Source organism: Streptomyces sp. NPDC085866 (assembly GCF_044541035.1).
Lineage (GTDB): Bacteria > Actinomycetota > Actinomycetes > Streptomycetales > Streptomycetaceae > Streptomyces.
In genome coordinates, this window is the sequence record NZ_JBITSQ010000028.1 from 1 (window position 1) to 12,637 (window position 12,637).

The window sequence follows — 12,637 nt, forward strand, 5'->3', positions numbered from 1 at the left end:
GCGGTGAAGATTCGACACCTCCACCACACACGGGGGCCTTCGCCACGATCAAGACCGGCCAGCGTTAACAACGCTCGTGATCAATACACCTAGGGCCTGCCCGGCGGATCGGGTCGACCCCAGGCCGCGGATCGGGCCGGCTCCGGGCAACCGCGCCTCGACGACCTGCCCGACCCCGCGATTCCGGCATGATCCGGTCGGCAGGCTGCCCCGGGCTCAGCCGGCCGGCTCCGTCACCTTGATCGCGCCCACCGGGCAGGAGCGGGCCGCCTCGCGGACCATCGGGTCGCCCGCGCCGTCCTCGTGGCCGGGGATCAGCATGCTGAAGCCGTCGTCGTCCTGGGTGAACACGCGCGGCGCGGTCAGCGCGCACTGGCCCGCACCGATGCAGACGTCCTTGTCGATCTCAATGTGCATGGACTGAGCCTCTTACCAGGTCACGGGGAGTTCCAGCATCCCCTGGATCGTGTCGCCGGGTTTGAAGGGAATCTCCTCGGCGGGCGCGGCCAGCCGCAGGCCGGGCAGACGCCGGAGAAGGGCGCCGAGGGCGATCTCCAGCTCCGCACGGGCCAGGTTCTGACCCAGACACTGGTGGATGCCGAAGCCGAAGGCCACGTGGTGTCGGGCGGGGCGGTGGAAGTCCAGGGCGTCGGGGTCGTCGTACAGGGACGCGTCGCGGTTGATGACCGAGGTCGCGAAGAGCACGCCCTCGCCGGCCCGGATCGTGGTGCCGGCGACCTCGATGTCCTCCAGGGCCACCCGCAGCATGCCCTCCGCGATGGACAGCATCCGCATCAGCTCCTCGACGGCGGCGGGCAGCAGCGCCGGGTCGGCGCGCAGCTCGGCCAGCCGGTCGGGGTGCTGGAGCAGTGTGTAGGTGCCGAGGGAGATCATGTTGGCGGTCGTCTCATGGCCGGCGACCAGCAGGATGACGGCCAGCGAGAGCAGTTCGGTCCGGTCCAGCGTGCCCTCGCTCAGCTGCTGGTGGACGAGGTCGTCCAGGACCCCGTCACCGGGCTCGGCCTGCTGCGCCTTGCGATCGATCAGGTCGCCGAGATACGTCTCGAGCCGCTCGCGCGCGGCCTGGGTGTCGGCGGCCGACGGGCCGCGCAGCAGCCGGCGGGACTGCTCCTCGAAGAACTCGTGGTCGGCGTACGGCACCCCGAGCAGACCGCAGATCACCATGGACGGCACGGGCAGGGCGAAGGCGGAGACCAGTTCGGCCGGCGGGCCCTTCTCGATCATCGCGTCCAGGAGCCCGTCGACGATCCGCTGGATGGTGGGCCGCAGCTCGGTCGCGCGTTTGAGGGTGAACGACGGGATCATCATCCGCCGCTGCCGCTGGTGCACGGGGTCGTCGACACCGAGCAGCGCGACCCGGCGGTCGCGGACGGCCGCGAAGCGGGCCGTGGGCATCGGGAAGTCGGGGCGGCTGCGGTCGGTGGACAGGCGGCCGTCGGCGAGCAGCGCGCGGGCGGTGGCATGGCCGGTGACCAGCCAGACCTCGCGACCGTCGAAGAGGGTGGCTCGGGACAGGGCTCGCCCGTCGCGCAGCGGCCGGTATCCGGCGGGCGGGTGGTAGGGGCAGGTGCGGTCCTGGGGGAAGGCGACGGGTTCGGCCGGGGTCGCCGGGCCGGTGATGTCCGTCAGTTCCGTCATGGAAAGACCTCGCAGACGAAGGAAGTGCGTCGTGCCGATCTTCATTAGATGCCCCAGGCATCTATGGGACGACGACAAGTTCGGCCAGATCGGTGATCGGTGCGATCTGGCCGAAGAGTGTGGTCACCGGGGGCGGGAACGCGCCGAAATTCGCTTGCCGCCGCGGAGCCGGCGGCCCGAGGATCTGCCCATGTTGCTTATGGACACCATTCTGCCGCCGACCGCCGCCACCGTCCTTCCGGTGCGGGGCCAGCAGCAGCCCGGCCGCCGTCGGAGGCCCGAGCCCGCGCGCCCGTGACGGCCGCGCTCCTCGCCGGCCTGCTGGCCGGCTACGGCATCGCGATTCCCGTCGGCGCGGTCGGGACCTACCTGGTCTCCCTCACCGCCCGCACCTCGCTGCGCACCGGCGCCTGCGCCGCTCTCGGCGTCGCCACGGCCGACGGCCTGTACGCGCTGGTGGCCGCGGCGGGCGGCTCGGCCCTGGCGGCAGCGCTGCGTCCGGTGCTGATCCCGCTGCGCTGGACCTCGGCCCTGGTCCTCGTCGCCCTCGCGGCCTGGGGCGCGGCCCTGGCCCTGCGCCAGTACCGCGCCCATCGCCTGGCGACCCGTCCCGAGCGGCCGGTTCCCGGCGCCGGACGCGCGTATCTCGGCCTTCTCGGGATCACCCTCCTCAACCCCGTCACGGTGATCTACTTCGTCGCGCTGGTGCTCGGCAGCAGTACCACGGACGCCGTACGACCACTGGAGCGGGCCTTGTTCGTCGTGGCGGCCTTCGCCGCCTCAGCGAGCTGGCAGCTGCTGCTGGCGGGCGGCGGCGCCCTGCTCGGCCGCGTCCTCACCGGCCGCCGGGGACGGTTGCTCACGGCGCTGGTCTCCAGCGGGGTGATCCTGGTGCTGGCGGTGCGGATGACGGTGACACCCGGGTGACCGCCGTCGGTCAGGGCACGCGGGTGCGCGCCGGGTCGGGTGCGAAGGCGCGGGCGACGGCGAGGCTGTCCTCGTAGACGTGGTGCCGCACGACCAGGCCGTCCCGGACGGTGAGGTGCAGGGCGAACCGGGCGGTGTAGGAACGGCCGGTCCGTTCGGCCGTCTGCCGGATGGCGCCGAGCACGACCGCGTCGTCACCGTCGACCAGGATGCGTTCGATCCGGGTGTCCGCCTTCTCCGGGATGTGGTGGGCGGCCAGCTCGCGGTAGTGGGCGACGGCGTCGGCGCGGGTGGAACGGTGCCGGATCCACGGGGTGTCGGCGCGGCCGTGCTCGTCCTTTGGCCAGCTCAGCTTCCAGTCGCCGTCCTCCGCGTACAGCTCGCCGATCCGTTCGGGGTCGCCCTGGCCGATCCGGCGGAGCAGTTCCTCCACGACGGAGCGGGTCGGGGTGGTGCAGCCGGGAAGCATGAGCGCCGTGCCCCCTTTCTGTCTTCTCGTCTCCGGCTCGTCCTCTCGTCTCCGGGCCGGCCGACGCGGGTGCGTGGTGATCACCCGGGATCACTGTGCCCGAGGCGTCCGGAGCGGCGCGATGACCCGCGAGGTAATCACCCGCCCGGGCGAAGTGGCCTGCGGTACGGATGATTCGGACGGCCCCGGGTGTTGTACGTGGCCGCACGTCAGTCGTTGGACCGACCAAGGAGACGGTTGCCATGCCGCTTGAGGGCGAGTACGAACCCAGCCCGACGCAGTGGGTGCGCGAGCAGGTCGAGCTGTACGAGAGTTCGGGCGGGACGAAGGGGACGACACTGCTGGACACCGGGATGCCGGTCATCATCCTGACCACCCGGGGCGGCAGGAGCGGGAAGATCCGCAAGACGCCGCTGATGCGGGTGGAGCACGAGGGACGCTACGCAGCGGTCGCCTCCCTCGGCGGCGCGCCCAAGCACCCCGTCTGGTACTTCAACGTGAAGGCCGACCCCCATGTGGAACTGCAGGACGGTGCGGCCAAGCAGGACATGAGGGCCCGTGAGGTCACCGGCCCGGAGAAGGCGAAGTGGTGGGAGCGGGCCGTTGCCGCCTACCCGCCGTACGCCGACTACCAGAAGAAGACCTCGCGGGAGATCCCCGTGTTCGTCCTGGAGCGGTTCGACGGGAGCTGATTCGGACCGGGAACGGCTCGTTCTAGAAAAATCTGTTCCGGGAGGCATGAACGGGCTTTCGGGCGGGCAGTCGTGCGTCAGGGCCCCGCCGCGTTCCCCCGTCGCGGCGGGGCCCTTCTGTGCTCTGCCCGGCGGCCGTCCGGTGTGCCCGGGCGAACGGGTGGCGTCGCGCGGGCCTCCCGCTCGAGGGGCGCGGGGCGAGGAAGGAGTGACCCATGGCGAAGTACAAGAAGAAGAAACTCCCCCTCGTCTACGCACCGCTCGGCTTCGCGCTCAGCTGGGCGGGCGGGGCGCTCGCGGGGCTGGCCTTTCGCAGGGCCTGGCTGGCGCTCCGGCACGAGGAGGTCCCGCCCGACGCGCTGGATCCGGACCGCGGCTGGGGCGAGGTCCTGCTCGCCGCGGCGGTCCAGGGTGCCGTCTTCGCGGTGGTGCGCAGTGCCGTCGACCGTGCCGGCGCCAAGGCCATCGCGCGTTCGACGGGTTCGTGGCCGGTCGCCGAGAAGGCCGACCGGAACCACGACTGACCCGCGGGGCCTGCCCGCGGGTCGGTCACGGGTGTCAGTCGGCGACCAGCCACACCCCGTCGCGCATCAGCTCCCGCCCCTGCAGCTCGTTCTCCTCGCGCCAGGCCTGGACGCGCTGCGGGAGGACGTTGAAGTACAGGTACCGGGTGGTGAGTCGGCGCGGGTCGAAGCCGGTCTTGCCGGCGAAGATCTCGGCGTCCTCCTCGGGCAGGTCCTCCGGGGGCACGGCCCGGACGACGCCCTCGATCATGACGACGTCCCGGGTCGGTCCGATGCCGATGCGGGCCTTGCCGGTGGCCAGGAGGTTACGGCCGGTCGGGCTCGCGGCCGGGGTCGCGATCAGCAGGGTGGCGCCGTCCCAGACGAACGACAGGGGGACGAGATACGGCGCGCCGCCGTCCTCGCCCGCGGTGGCGACCCAGGCGTCCTCGTCGTGCTCCAGCCGGTGGAGGGTGTCCTTCTTGCGCTGTTCGGCAGTGCGGGCGGGGGGCGGGGTCATGTCGTACGGCCTCCTCGGGACGGGCTTGTACTCGTATGACGTGTGAACGCCGTCCAGTGTGACCGTCAGCCTTCCGTCTGTGCACGGATGTGATCAAGGCGTGTCTGGGCCGCCGTCAGCAGCAGATCGAGTGCGGCCGGGTAGGAGCTGGTCCGCATGGAGGCCACGAGATGGCGGGCGGTGGCAGCGATGTTCGGGTGGGTGTCGGCCGGCAGCCGGGCGTAGGTGTCCCGCCACACCTCGGCCTCGGCCTGCTGGGCGGCCCGGGGCAGGGCGGCGACGGCGGAGTCCAGGGCGCCGAAGGCTAGGGCCTGGTCGACGAAGGCGTGGTAGATCCGTACCGCCTCCGGATCCGGGAACCCGGCCCGGCGCAGCACGCCGATCATGCTCTCGACCGCCTGGATCTCGTGCACCCGGCCGGTGACCCGGTGGGCGCTGAGCATCGCGGCCCGGGGGTGGGCCAGGGCGCCCGCGTGCATGCGCAGGCCGAGGTCGCGCAGGTCGGCGCGCCAGTCTCCGGTGGGCCGCCAGACCCGCAGGGTACGGCCGATCAGCTCGTCCGCGATGGCGAGCATCAGGTCGTCGGTGTGCCGGAAGTACCGGTACAGGGAGCTGGGGTCGGCGCCCAGCGCGCGGCCCAGGCGGCGGACGGAGAGGGCGTCGGCGCCGTGCTCCTCGATCAGCCGGAGCGCGGTCTCGACGATCAGCTCCGCGGAGAGCACGACGCCCTGTTTGGTGGGGCGCCTGCGCTGACGGTCGGCGGCCGGGACGACACGGTCGGTCATGAGAGCCCTCCCTGGTGTGTGCCCGGCACCTTATGACAACACCGTTGACCTGTGAAGTGCACGGGCGGTTTCATCTGCGGTCACCGGGGCCGACCAGGCCCCCCGGTGCGAGCGGAGAGCCGGCGATGAGCGAGACCCCCTTCGGTGTGGATCGACCCGCGCAGCCCGAGCTGCGCAAGTCCCTGAGCGTGCTGGACGGCGTCGCCGTCGCCGCGTCCAGTACGGCCGCGACCACCAGCATCGGCATCGGCCTCGGTGTGACGGCCGGTGTGGTCGGCCTGCATCTGCCGGCCATCATGCTGCTGGCCTTCCTGCCGATCCTCGGCATCGCCGGTTCCTACTCCCGGCTGAACCGGGTGGAGCCCAACGCGGGCAACGGCTATGTGTGGGTGGGCCGTTCGCTCAACCCCTGGCTCGGTTTCATGGTGGGCTGGGTGAACTTCGTGGCGAGCGTGGCGTTCCTCGCGTACACCACGGCGGTCACCGGTTCCGCGATGCTGCAACTGGCCGGGGACGCGGGCCTGCACCGGATCGGCTCGCTCGCCCTGGATCCGAACTCGACCGCGCAGACCACGGCGGTGGGCATCCTGGTCCTCGTCGCGGTGACCCTCACCGCCGTGACCGGCGTCCGCACCGCGGCCCGGCTGCAGACCTGGCTGCTGGTCTTCGAGTACACCGTGCTGCTGGGCTTCTGCGGATACGGCATCGTGGCCGGCCCGCACCCCTTCCGGCTGTCCTGGTTCAACCCGTTCGAGATCCCCTCGGCGACCGGGCTGGCGCAGGGGCTGCTGCTGTCGGTGTTCTGCTACTGGGGCTTCGATGCCGCGTTCACCGTCAACGAGGAGGTGCGCGACCCTCGGGACGCCTCCAAGGCCGGGACGATCACCCTGGTGACCATGCTCGGGCTGTTCCTGCTCGGCTCGATCGCCTTCCAACGGGTGCTGTCCGAGGGCGAGCTGGCCGGACACGGGGCACAGGGGCTGGCGTACTTCGGTGACCGGCTGGCCTCTCAGCCGCTGGCCGCACTGCCTCTGGTGGCGCTGATGTTCTCGGCGGTGGCCTCGCTGCAGGCCGGGGTCATCCCAACGGCCCGCGGCATGTTCGCGATGAGCCGGGACCGTACCCTCGGACCGGTGTGGTCCAAGGTCAGCCCCCGGTACGGGACGCCGGCGGTCGGAACCCTGCTGATCGGGGCCCTGGCCACGACGGTGGCGGTGCTCGCGCTGGTGATACCGCGCCTCTCCGACATGATCAATGCGACGGTGAACGCCGTCGGGATCGTCGTCGCGCTGTCCTACGCGCTCACCGCGCTCGCCGCCGCCGTGCGCTTCCGGTCCCTGTTGCGCGAGGACTGGCGGCAGGGGGTACGAGCGGTGGTGCTGCCCACGCTGAGCGCCGTCGCCCTGCTGGGTCTCGGCGGCTACCTCGGCTGGTCCTTCTACAGCTCCGCCGACCACTTCGAGGTCAGCGCGGACAACGGCTGGTTCCTGCTGCTCATGCCGCTGGCGATGATCGTGTCCGGGTTCGTCGTGGCCGCGTGGGCGAAGTGGGCGCGCCGATCACCGTACTTCCGCACCGGCGTCGGCACCGACGCCGACTCCCAGCAGCTTCTGACCACGGCCAACTGACCTACCAGGAAAGGCATCATGCACGCTGATCTGCTCTTCACCGGCGGCCCCGTCCTCACTCCGGACGGCCGTACCGCGACCGCCGTCGCGGTCACCGGGGGCCGCATCACCGCCGTCGGGCACGACGAGGTGCGCGAGCTGGCCGGGCCGCGCACGGAGGTGGTCGACCTGGCCGGGCGGCTGCTGCTGCCGGGCTTCCAGGACGCGCACGTCCATCCGGTGCCGGCCGGCCTCGAGCTGACCCAGTGCGACCTGAGCCGCAGGACGACCGCCGAGGACACCGTGGCCGCCGTGCGCGCGTACGCCGAGGCCCACCCCGAGCGGGAGTGGATCCTCGGCGGCGGCTGGTCGATGGAGGCGTTCGAGGGCGGCACGCCGACGAAGGAGCTGCTGGACGCGATCGTCCCGGACCGGCCGGTGTACCTGCCCAACCGGGACCACCACGGCGCCTGGGTGAACAGCCGCGCGCTGGAGCTGGCCGGCATCGACCGGAACACGCCCGACCCGGCCGACGGACGGATCGAACGGGACGCCTCGGGCGAGCCGAGCGGCACGCTGCAGGAGGGTGCGATGCAGCTGGTCGGCCGGCTGACCCCGCCCGCCACCGCGGCGGACCGGCTGGCCGCGCTGCTGCACGCCCAGCGGCATCTGCACGCGCTCGGCATCACCGCCTGGCAGGACGCGTTGGTCGGGGATTTCCTCGGCATGGACGACCCGGCCGGGGCGTATCTGACGGCGGCCCGGGACGGCTCGCTGACGGCACGGGTGACCGGCGCGCTGTGGTGGGACCGGGAGCGCGGGGCCGAGCAGATCCCCGAACTCGTCGAGAAGCGGGCCGCGTCGAGCCACGGCCGGTTCCGCGCGGGCACCGTGAAGCTGATGCTGGACGGGGTCGCCGAGAACCACACGGCCGCGCTGCTCGACCCCTACCTCGACCGGTGCGGCTGCGCCACCGCCAACCGCGGCAAGAGCTTCATCGATCCGGCCCGACTGCCCGAGTACGTGACCGATCTGGACGCGCTCGGCTTCCAGTGCCACTTCCACGCGCTGGGCGACCGGGCCGTACGGGACGCGCTGGACGCCGTCGAGGCGGCGCGCGCCGCCAACGGGCCGAGCGACACCCGCCCGCACCTGGCGCATCTGCAGGTGGTGCACCCGGACGACGTGCCGCGCTTCGCCCGGCTCGGCGCCACCGCCAACATCCAGCCGCTGTGGGCCGCCCACGAACCGCAGATGGACGAGCTGACCATCCCGTTCCTCGGGCCCGAACGGGCCGCGTGGCAGTACCCGTTCGGAGCACTGCTGCGCTCCGGGGCGCGGTTGGCGGCGGGCAGCGACTGGCCGGTGAGCAGTCCCGATCCGCTGCAGGGCATCCATGTCGCGGTCAACCGCGTGGAACCGGGCGGCACCGGGCCGGTGTTCCTGCCGGACGAGCGGCTGAGCCTGACGGACGCGCTCACGGCGTACACGGCCGGGTCGGCGTACGTGAACCACCTGGACGACACCGGCCGGGTGGCCGTCGGGGCGCTCGCCGATCTGGTGGTGCTGGACCGGGATCCGCTCGCCGGGCCGCCGGAGGCGATCGCGGAGACGAGCGTGGCGCTCACCTACGTGGAGGGCGAGCGGGTGTACGTGGCCGCCGGGGCGTGAGGCGCTTCGTTTGTCACCGGTGCGCAATCAGCGCACGGACAACTGTCGCCGAGTGATGAGCCCGCGGGAGTTACCCGCGGGTATCGTCACCAGGGTGCCGAAGAGAGCCGCAGCGGTGGGCGTGGACACGGGCGGCCCGTTCAAGGCGTTGCCCCCGGGTCTGCCGGACCGCCTCAGACCGTATGTCCCCGAGATCACCGAGGAGGTCGTCCGCGCGATCGGGACCGGGATCCCCGAGTACGCGCGCCCCATGGACGACACGTACATGCAGGCCGTGAACCGGGGCGTGGACCACGCGCTGCGCGGGCTGCTGGAGCGGATGGCCCAGCCGGACACCGACTGGGAGCCGGTGCGGGAGACGTACGAGCGCATCGGCCGCGGGGAGGCCGAGGAGGGCCGCAGCCTCGACTCGTTCCAGTCGGCGCTGCGGCTCGGCGCCCGGGTGACCTGGCGCCGGGTCAACGCCCTGGTGGACGGCGGGCTGCTGCCCCGCCATGTGCTGGGCGCCTTCGGTGAGGCGCTGTTCCTGCACCTGGACGAGATGGCGGCCGCGGCGACCGCCGCCTACACCGAGGCCCGGCTGCACGCGGCCGGTGAACTCCAGCAGCGGCGGGCCCGGTTGGTGGACCTGCTGACCGCCGATCCCCCGGCCTCGGCCGGGGCGATCGCCGATCTCGCGCATGCCGCGCGCTGGACGGTGCCGCGGGCGGTGTCGGTGGTGGCCGTGGACCCCGGGCCCGGCGCGGGGCCGATCGTGCCGCCGGAGTTCCTCACCCGGTTCGACGTCCAGCCCGCGCTGCTGGTGGTGCCCGATCCGGAGGGGCCGGGCCGGGCGCGGGCGGTGGCCGGGGCGCTGCAGGGGCTGCGCGCCGCGATGGGGCCCACGGTGGCGCTGCACGAGGGTGCGCGCTCGCTGCGCTGGGCCACCGAGGCGCTGGACCTCGTACGGCACGGTGTGCTGTCCGGCACGGACCCGGCCGGCGGTGTGGTGCGCTGTCAGGACCACCTGTCGACGCTGCTGCTCCTGCGGGACGACGCGCTGCTCGACGCGATGGCCGAACGCCGGCTGCGCCCGCTGGAACAGGTGCGTCCGCCGCAGCGGGAGCGGCTCGCGGAGACCCTGCTGGGCTGGCTGCAGTCCGGCCGCGGAGTCGCGGAGGTGGCCGCGCGTCTGGCGGTGCACCCGCAGACGGTCCGCTACCGGATGCGCCAGCTGGACGAGCTGTTCGGTGAGCTGCTGCACGACCCGGTGGCCCGCTTCGAGATCCAGCTGGCGTTGAGGGCCCGGGAGCTGCGCAGGGGTGCCGCGGCCGGGGCGTGGACCCCCGGGTGACTTCTTGGACAGGTGTCCAGCTATTCTGGACACCTGTCCAAGTAGATGAGGGGGCCGCTGGTCGTGGAGATCGTGGCGAACGTTCTGGTCGGCCTGGTGGCCGCGCTGCACGCGTACATCCTGGTGCTGGAGATGTTCCTGTGGCAGAAGAAGCCGGGGCGGGGGCTGCACGGGTTCGATCCGGAGATGGCCCGGGCGACCGCGCCGATGGCCGCCAACCAGGGCCTCTACAACGGCTTTCTGGCCGCCGGCCTGGTGTGGGGGCTGATCGCGGCCGACCCGACCGGGTTCCGGGTGCAGGTCTTCTTCCTGTCGTGTGTCGTCGTGGCGGGCGTGTTCGGCGCCGCCACGGCCAACCGCCGCATCCTGTTCGCCCAGGCACTGCCCGGCGCGCTGGCCCTGGCGGCCGTCCTCGCCGCGCGATGACCCCGGCACCCCAGGAGGACCCGCGGGCCTCGCGCACCCGCGCCCGGCTGCGCGAGGCGCTGCTCGCCGAGTGCGCCGAGCGCCCGCTGGAGGAGGTCGGCGTGGCCGCGCTGGTGCGCCGGGCCGGGGTGGGCCGGGCCACGTTCTACGTCCACTACGACGGGCTGGAGGCGCTGGCGGTCGACACGTGCGCGGACGTCGTACGGCAGGCGGTGGACGCACTGCACGCCTGGCGGGGACGGCCCGACCCGGTCAACTCACCGCCCGCGCTGCGGGAGTTCTTCGCGGGCCTCGCCCCGCACGCGACCCTGTACCGGTCGCTGCTCGCGCCGGGCGGCGGCGGCCCGCTCGGCCGGGTGCTGCACCGGGATCTGCGGGCCCGCAGCCTCGCCGAGCGCGAACTGGCGGGTGCGGCGGACGCCCCGCTGGTCGCCTCGGCGGTCGCGGCGACCTTCGCGGGGGTCCTCGCGGACTGGCTGCACGGGCTGTTGGAGGCCGGGCCGGAGGAAGTCGCGGACCAGGTGTGGCAGTTGCTGGTCGCGCTGCACCGCAGCCGGTGACGGGTCACTTGCAGGCGGGACCGTTCTTCGTCTTCGGCCAGGCCTCCACCGCGCCGGAGGTGCGGACGTAGGCCGTGTTCTTGTCGTCGGTGAGCCACAGGCGCCAGGAGCGGTAGTGGTACCCGGTGTCACGAGCACCCGCAGGCATGCTCACGCGGTCGCGGTACGGCGTCGCGAGCAGGCCGTCGCGGCGAAGGACCCCCTCGGGATCGCGGGCATAGTGGCGGCCGTCCAGGTCGAGGAAGTGGGCCGACTGCCAGTCGCAGTGGTCCGGGCCGCCGGAACTGCTGAGCCGGCTCACCGGTACCCGCCGGCCGTTCCGGTCCGTCCAGACCTCCCAGCCCTGGGCGGCCGAGAACTTCGCGGGGAGTTCGGCGGGGTCGCAGGAGGCGTTCGTCTCCGAGCCCCAACCTGGCCGGCCCTTCTGGTCCTTGGCCACCACGACGGCCACCTTGGTACGGCCCTTCACGTCGAAGGAGTACAGCACCCGGCCGGGCTCCTGGCGCTCCACGCGGTAGCCGTGGTCGGGCTGCACCGGCTGGAACATGTCGAAGTAGAGCTTGAGCCCCTCCTCCGGTGTGCCACCTCCGTCCGACCTGTCCCATCCGTCGGGGCCGCCGCCCTCGAAGATCTCCCCGTCGCACTGAAGCGCCCGGCCCGCGGCTCCGGAGGCCAGCCGCAGGGACCGGGGACTGTCGTCGTCCACGGCCTTGGTCGGGACGTCGAGCGGACCGCTGTACGGGGTTGCCGGAGGCGTGCCGTTGACCACCACCCGCACTCCGGTGCCGTCGTCGCACCCCACCGCGGTCACGGCTGCCAGTACCGCCACGGCCACAAGTCCCCTGCGCATGCCCGCCCCTGTCCCTGGATGTCGTTACGCTCCTCCGACGCGGGGACGGGCCGGAACGTTCGGGAAGGCGTGACGCGCTGTCGTAGCCACCCCTGGAACCCTGCCGTCCACATCACGGAACGACACGCGACGCCAAACTCGAAGACATATGTCAATCGAACATGCTCAAATTCCTTCTATCGAGGGTAACTTGACGGTCGAGAGACGGTTTTCCAGGCGTGCGTGGGAGGTGATGCCGTCGTGCAGGAGGGGCCCACGCCGCTCACTCGGCTTCTGCGCATACGCGAGGACCGCGGACACACGGTGGTGGAGTTCCGCGGCGAGATCGACATCGCGGCGGCGACGGAGATCGCACCCGCCCTGGACCGGATCACCGACCGGCCCGGGGGCCGGATCGTGATCGACCTGCGGTCCGTGGAGTTCTTCGACTGCTCGGGGCTGCGCCTGCTCTACCGGGCCCGCAGCCGGGTACTGGAGCGGGGCGGGCGGCTGCACCTGGTGTGCACCCACCCGCTGACCCTGCGCGTCTTCCGGGTCACCGGACTGTCCCGGCTGCTGCCGCCGCAGGCGACCCTGGAGGCGGCACTGGAGCAGCCCGAGGCCGCCTCCGGCTCGCTGTGACGACGGTCGCTTCC

16 protein-coding genes are annotated in these 12,637 nt (G+C 72.5%); 10 read left to right on the forward strand and 6 right to left on the reverse strand.

Features of this window, described 5'->3' with window-relative positions; genetic code table 11:
• Nucleotides 1-216 precede the first annotated feature (216 nt).
• Together ACIF83_RS43035 and ACIF83_RS43040 are read right to left on the reverse strand one after the other, a co-directional pair.
• The gene (locus ACIF83_RS43035; RefSeq protein WP_393477748.1) at nt 217-417 is read right to left on the reverse strand and encodes a ferredoxin; all 201 of its coding nucleotides are present in this window, start codon (nt 415-417) and stop codon (nt 217-219) included.
• A gap of 12 nt (nt 418-429) precedes the next feature.
• Nucleotides 430-1,659, reverse strand: a complete 1,230-nt coding sequence (locus ACIF83_RS43040) for a cytochrome P450 (RefSeq protein WP_393477745.1) — start codon at nt 1,657-1,659, stop codon at nt 430-432.
• Between the two features lie 31 nt (nt 1,660-1,690).
• Here ACIF83_RS43040 and ACIF83_RS43045 point away from each other — a divergent pair, with 31 nt between their 5' ends.
• Both ACIF83_RS43045 and ACIF83_RS43050 read left to right on the forward strand, forming a co-directional pair.
• Complete coding sequence (locus tag ACIF83_RS43045; RefSeq protein WP_393477743.1) at nt 1,691-1,957, forward strand: hypothetical protein; 267 nt, start codon at nt 1,691-1,693, stop codon at nt 1,955-1,957.
• Nucleotides 1,954-2,586, forward strand: coding sequence for a LysE family transporter (locus tag ACIF83_RS43050; RefSeq protein WP_399735778.1), 633 nt, complete (start codon nt 1,954-1,956; stop codon nt 2,584-2,586). Before ACIF83_RS43045 ends, ACIF83_RS43050 begins: the two co-directional genes overlap by 4 nt.
• A 10-nt stretch (nt 2,587-2,596) precedes the next feature.
• Here ACIF83_RS43050 and ACIF83_RS43055 read toward each other — a convergent pair whose 3' ends face one another.
• Nucleotides 2,597-3,055: a nuclear transport factor 2 family protein gene (locus tag ACIF83_RS43055; RefSeq protein ID WP_399735781.1), complete on the reverse strand. Its 459-nt coding sequence runs from the start codon at nt 3,053-3,055 to the stop codon at nt 2,597-2,599.
• Between the two features lie 242 nt (nt 3,056-3,297).
• Between ACIF83_RS43055 and ACIF83_RS43060 the strand changes: the two genes are divergently transcribed.
• Nucleotides 3,298-3,747: a nitroreductase family deazaflavin-dependent oxidoreductase gene (locus ACIF83_RS43060; protein ID WP_393477735.1), complete on the forward strand. Its 450-nt coding sequence runs from the start codon at nt 3,298-3,300 to the stop codon at nt 3,745-3,747.
• 215 nt (nt 3,748-3,962) lie between these two features.
• Nucleotides 3,963-4,271: a DUF4235 domain-containing protein gene (locus tag ACIF83_RS43065; protein ID WP_393477733.1), complete on the forward strand. Its 309-nt coding sequence runs from the start codon at nt 3,963-3,965 to the stop codon at nt 4,269-4,271.
• Nucleotides 4,272-4,305: 34 nt separating this feature from the next.
• Here the strand turns inward: ACIF83_RS43065 and ACIF83_RS43070 are convergent, their stop codons facing one another.
• Complete coding sequence (locus ACIF83_RS43070) at nt 4,306-4,770, reverse strand: pyridoxamine 5'-phosphate oxidase family protein (RefSeq protein WP_393477730.1); 465 nt, start codon at nt 4,768-4,770, stop codon at nt 4,306-4,308.
• A 65-nt stretch (nt 4,771-4,835) separates the two neighbouring features.
• On the reverse strand, nt 4,836-5,555 hold the full coding sequence (locus tag ACIF83_RS43075; RefSeq protein ID WP_399735786.1) for a helix-turn-helix domain-containing protein: 720 nt from the start codon (nt 5,553-5,555) through the stop codon (nt 4,836-4,838).
• Nucleotides 5,556-5,680: 125 nt separating this feature from the next.
• Between ACIF83_RS43075 and ACIF83_RS43080 the strand changes: the two genes are divergently transcribed.
• From ACIF83_RS43080 to ACIF83_RS43100, 5 genes are all read left to right on the forward strand, one after another.
• Nucleotides 5,681-7,183 carry an APC family permease gene (locus ACIF83_RS43080; RefSeq protein WP_393477727.1) on the forward strand — a complete coding sequence of 501 codons (1,503 nt, stop codon included), beginning with the start codon at nt 5,681-5,683 and terminating at the stop codon, nt 7,181-7,183.
• An 18-nt stretch (nt 7,184-7,201) separates the two neighbouring features.
• Nucleotides 7,202-8,833, forward strand: coding sequence for an amidohydrolase (locus tag ACIF83_RS43085; RefSeq protein WP_399735789.1), 1,632 nt, complete (start codon nt 7,202-7,204; stop codon nt 8,831-8,833).
• A gap of 94 nt (nt 8,834-8,927) precedes the next feature.
• Nucleotides 8,928-10,166, forward strand: coding sequence for a helix-turn-helix domain-containing protein (locus tag ACIF83_RS43090; RefSeq protein WP_393477721.1), 1,239 nt, complete (start codon nt 8,928-8,930; stop codon nt 10,164-10,166).
• Nucleotides 10,167-10,229: 63 nt separating this feature from the next.
• On the forward strand, nt 10,230-10,592 hold the full coding sequence (locus ACIF83_RS43095) for a DUF1304 domain-containing protein (protein WP_393477719.1): 363 nt from the start codon (nt 10,230-10,232) through the stop codon (nt 10,590-10,592).
• Nucleotides 10,589-11,152, forward strand: a complete 564-nt coding sequence (locus ACIF83_RS43100) for a TetR/AcrR family transcriptional regulator (protein ID WP_393477716.1) — start codon at nt 10,589-10,591, stop codon at nt 11,150-11,152. The genes ACIF83_RS43095 and ACIF83_RS43100 overlap by 4 nt, the downstream gene beginning before the upstream one ends.
• Nucleotides 11,153-11,156: 4 nt before the next feature.
• Here the strand turns inward: ACIF83_RS43100 and ACIF83_RS43105 are convergent, their stop codons facing one another.
• Nucleotides 11,157-12,002: a hypothetical protein gene (locus ACIF83_RS43105; RefSeq protein WP_399735794.1), complete on the reverse strand. Its 846-nt coding sequence runs from the start codon at nt 12,000-12,002 to the stop codon at nt 11,157-11,159.
• Between the two features lie 240 nt (nt 12,003-12,242).
• Here ACIF83_RS43105 and ACIF83_RS43110 point away from each other — a divergent pair, with 240 nt between their 5' ends.
• Nucleotides 12,243-12,623 (forward strand): anti-sigma factor antagonist, encoded by a 381-nt coding sequence (locus ACIF83_RS43110; protein ID WP_398140161.1) that lies wholly within the window; start codon nt 12,243-12,245, stop codon nt 12,621-12,623.
• Nucleotides 12,624-12,637 lie beyond the last annotated feature (14 nt).

Coding starts and splice junctions, on each gene's coding strand:
- ACIF83_RS43100 (WP_393477716.1), top strand. CDS start 10,589: ATGACCCCGGCACCCCAGGAGGACCCGCGGGCCTCGCGCACCCGCGCC.
- ACIF83_RS43055 (WP_399735781.1), bottom strand. CDS start 3,055: ATGCTTCCCGGCTGCACCACCCCGACCCGCTCCGTCGTGGAGGAACTG.
- ACIF83_RS43060 (WP_393477735.1), top strand. CDS start 3,298: ATGCCGCTTGAGGGCGAGTACGAACCCAGCCCGACGCAGTGGGTGCGC.
- ACIF83_RS43105 (WP_399735794.1), bottom strand. CDS start 12,002: ATGCGCAGGGGACTTGTGGCCGTGGCGGTACTGGCAGCCGTGACCGCG.
- ACIF83_RS43040 (WP_393477745.1), bottom strand. CDS start 1,659: ATGACGGAACTGACGGACATCACCGGCCCGGCGACCCCGGCCGAACCC.
- ACIF83_RS43080 (WP_393477727.1), top strand. CDS start 5,681: ATGAGCGAGACCCCCTTCGGTGTGGATCGACCCGCGCAGCCCGAGCTG.
- ACIF83_RS43035 (WP_393477748.1), bottom strand. CDS start 417: ATGCACATTGAGATCGACAAGGACGTCTGCATCGGTGCGGGCCAGTGC.
- ACIF83_RS43085 (WP_399735789.1), top strand. CDS start 7,202: ATGCACGCTGATCTGCTCTTCACCGGCGGCCCCGTCCTCACTCCGGAC.
- ACIF83_RS43070 (WP_393477730.1), bottom strand. CDS start 4,770: ATGACCCCGCCCCCCGCCCGCACTGCCGAACAGCGCAAGAAGGACACC.
- ACIF83_RS43075 (WP_399735786.1), bottom strand. CDS start 5,555: ATGACCGACCGTGTCGTCCCGGCCGCCGACCGTCAGCGCAGGCGCCCC.
- ACIF83_RS43065 (WP_393477733.1), top strand. CDS start 3,963: ATGGCGAAGTACAAGAAGAAGAAACTCCCCCTCGTCTACGCACCGCTC.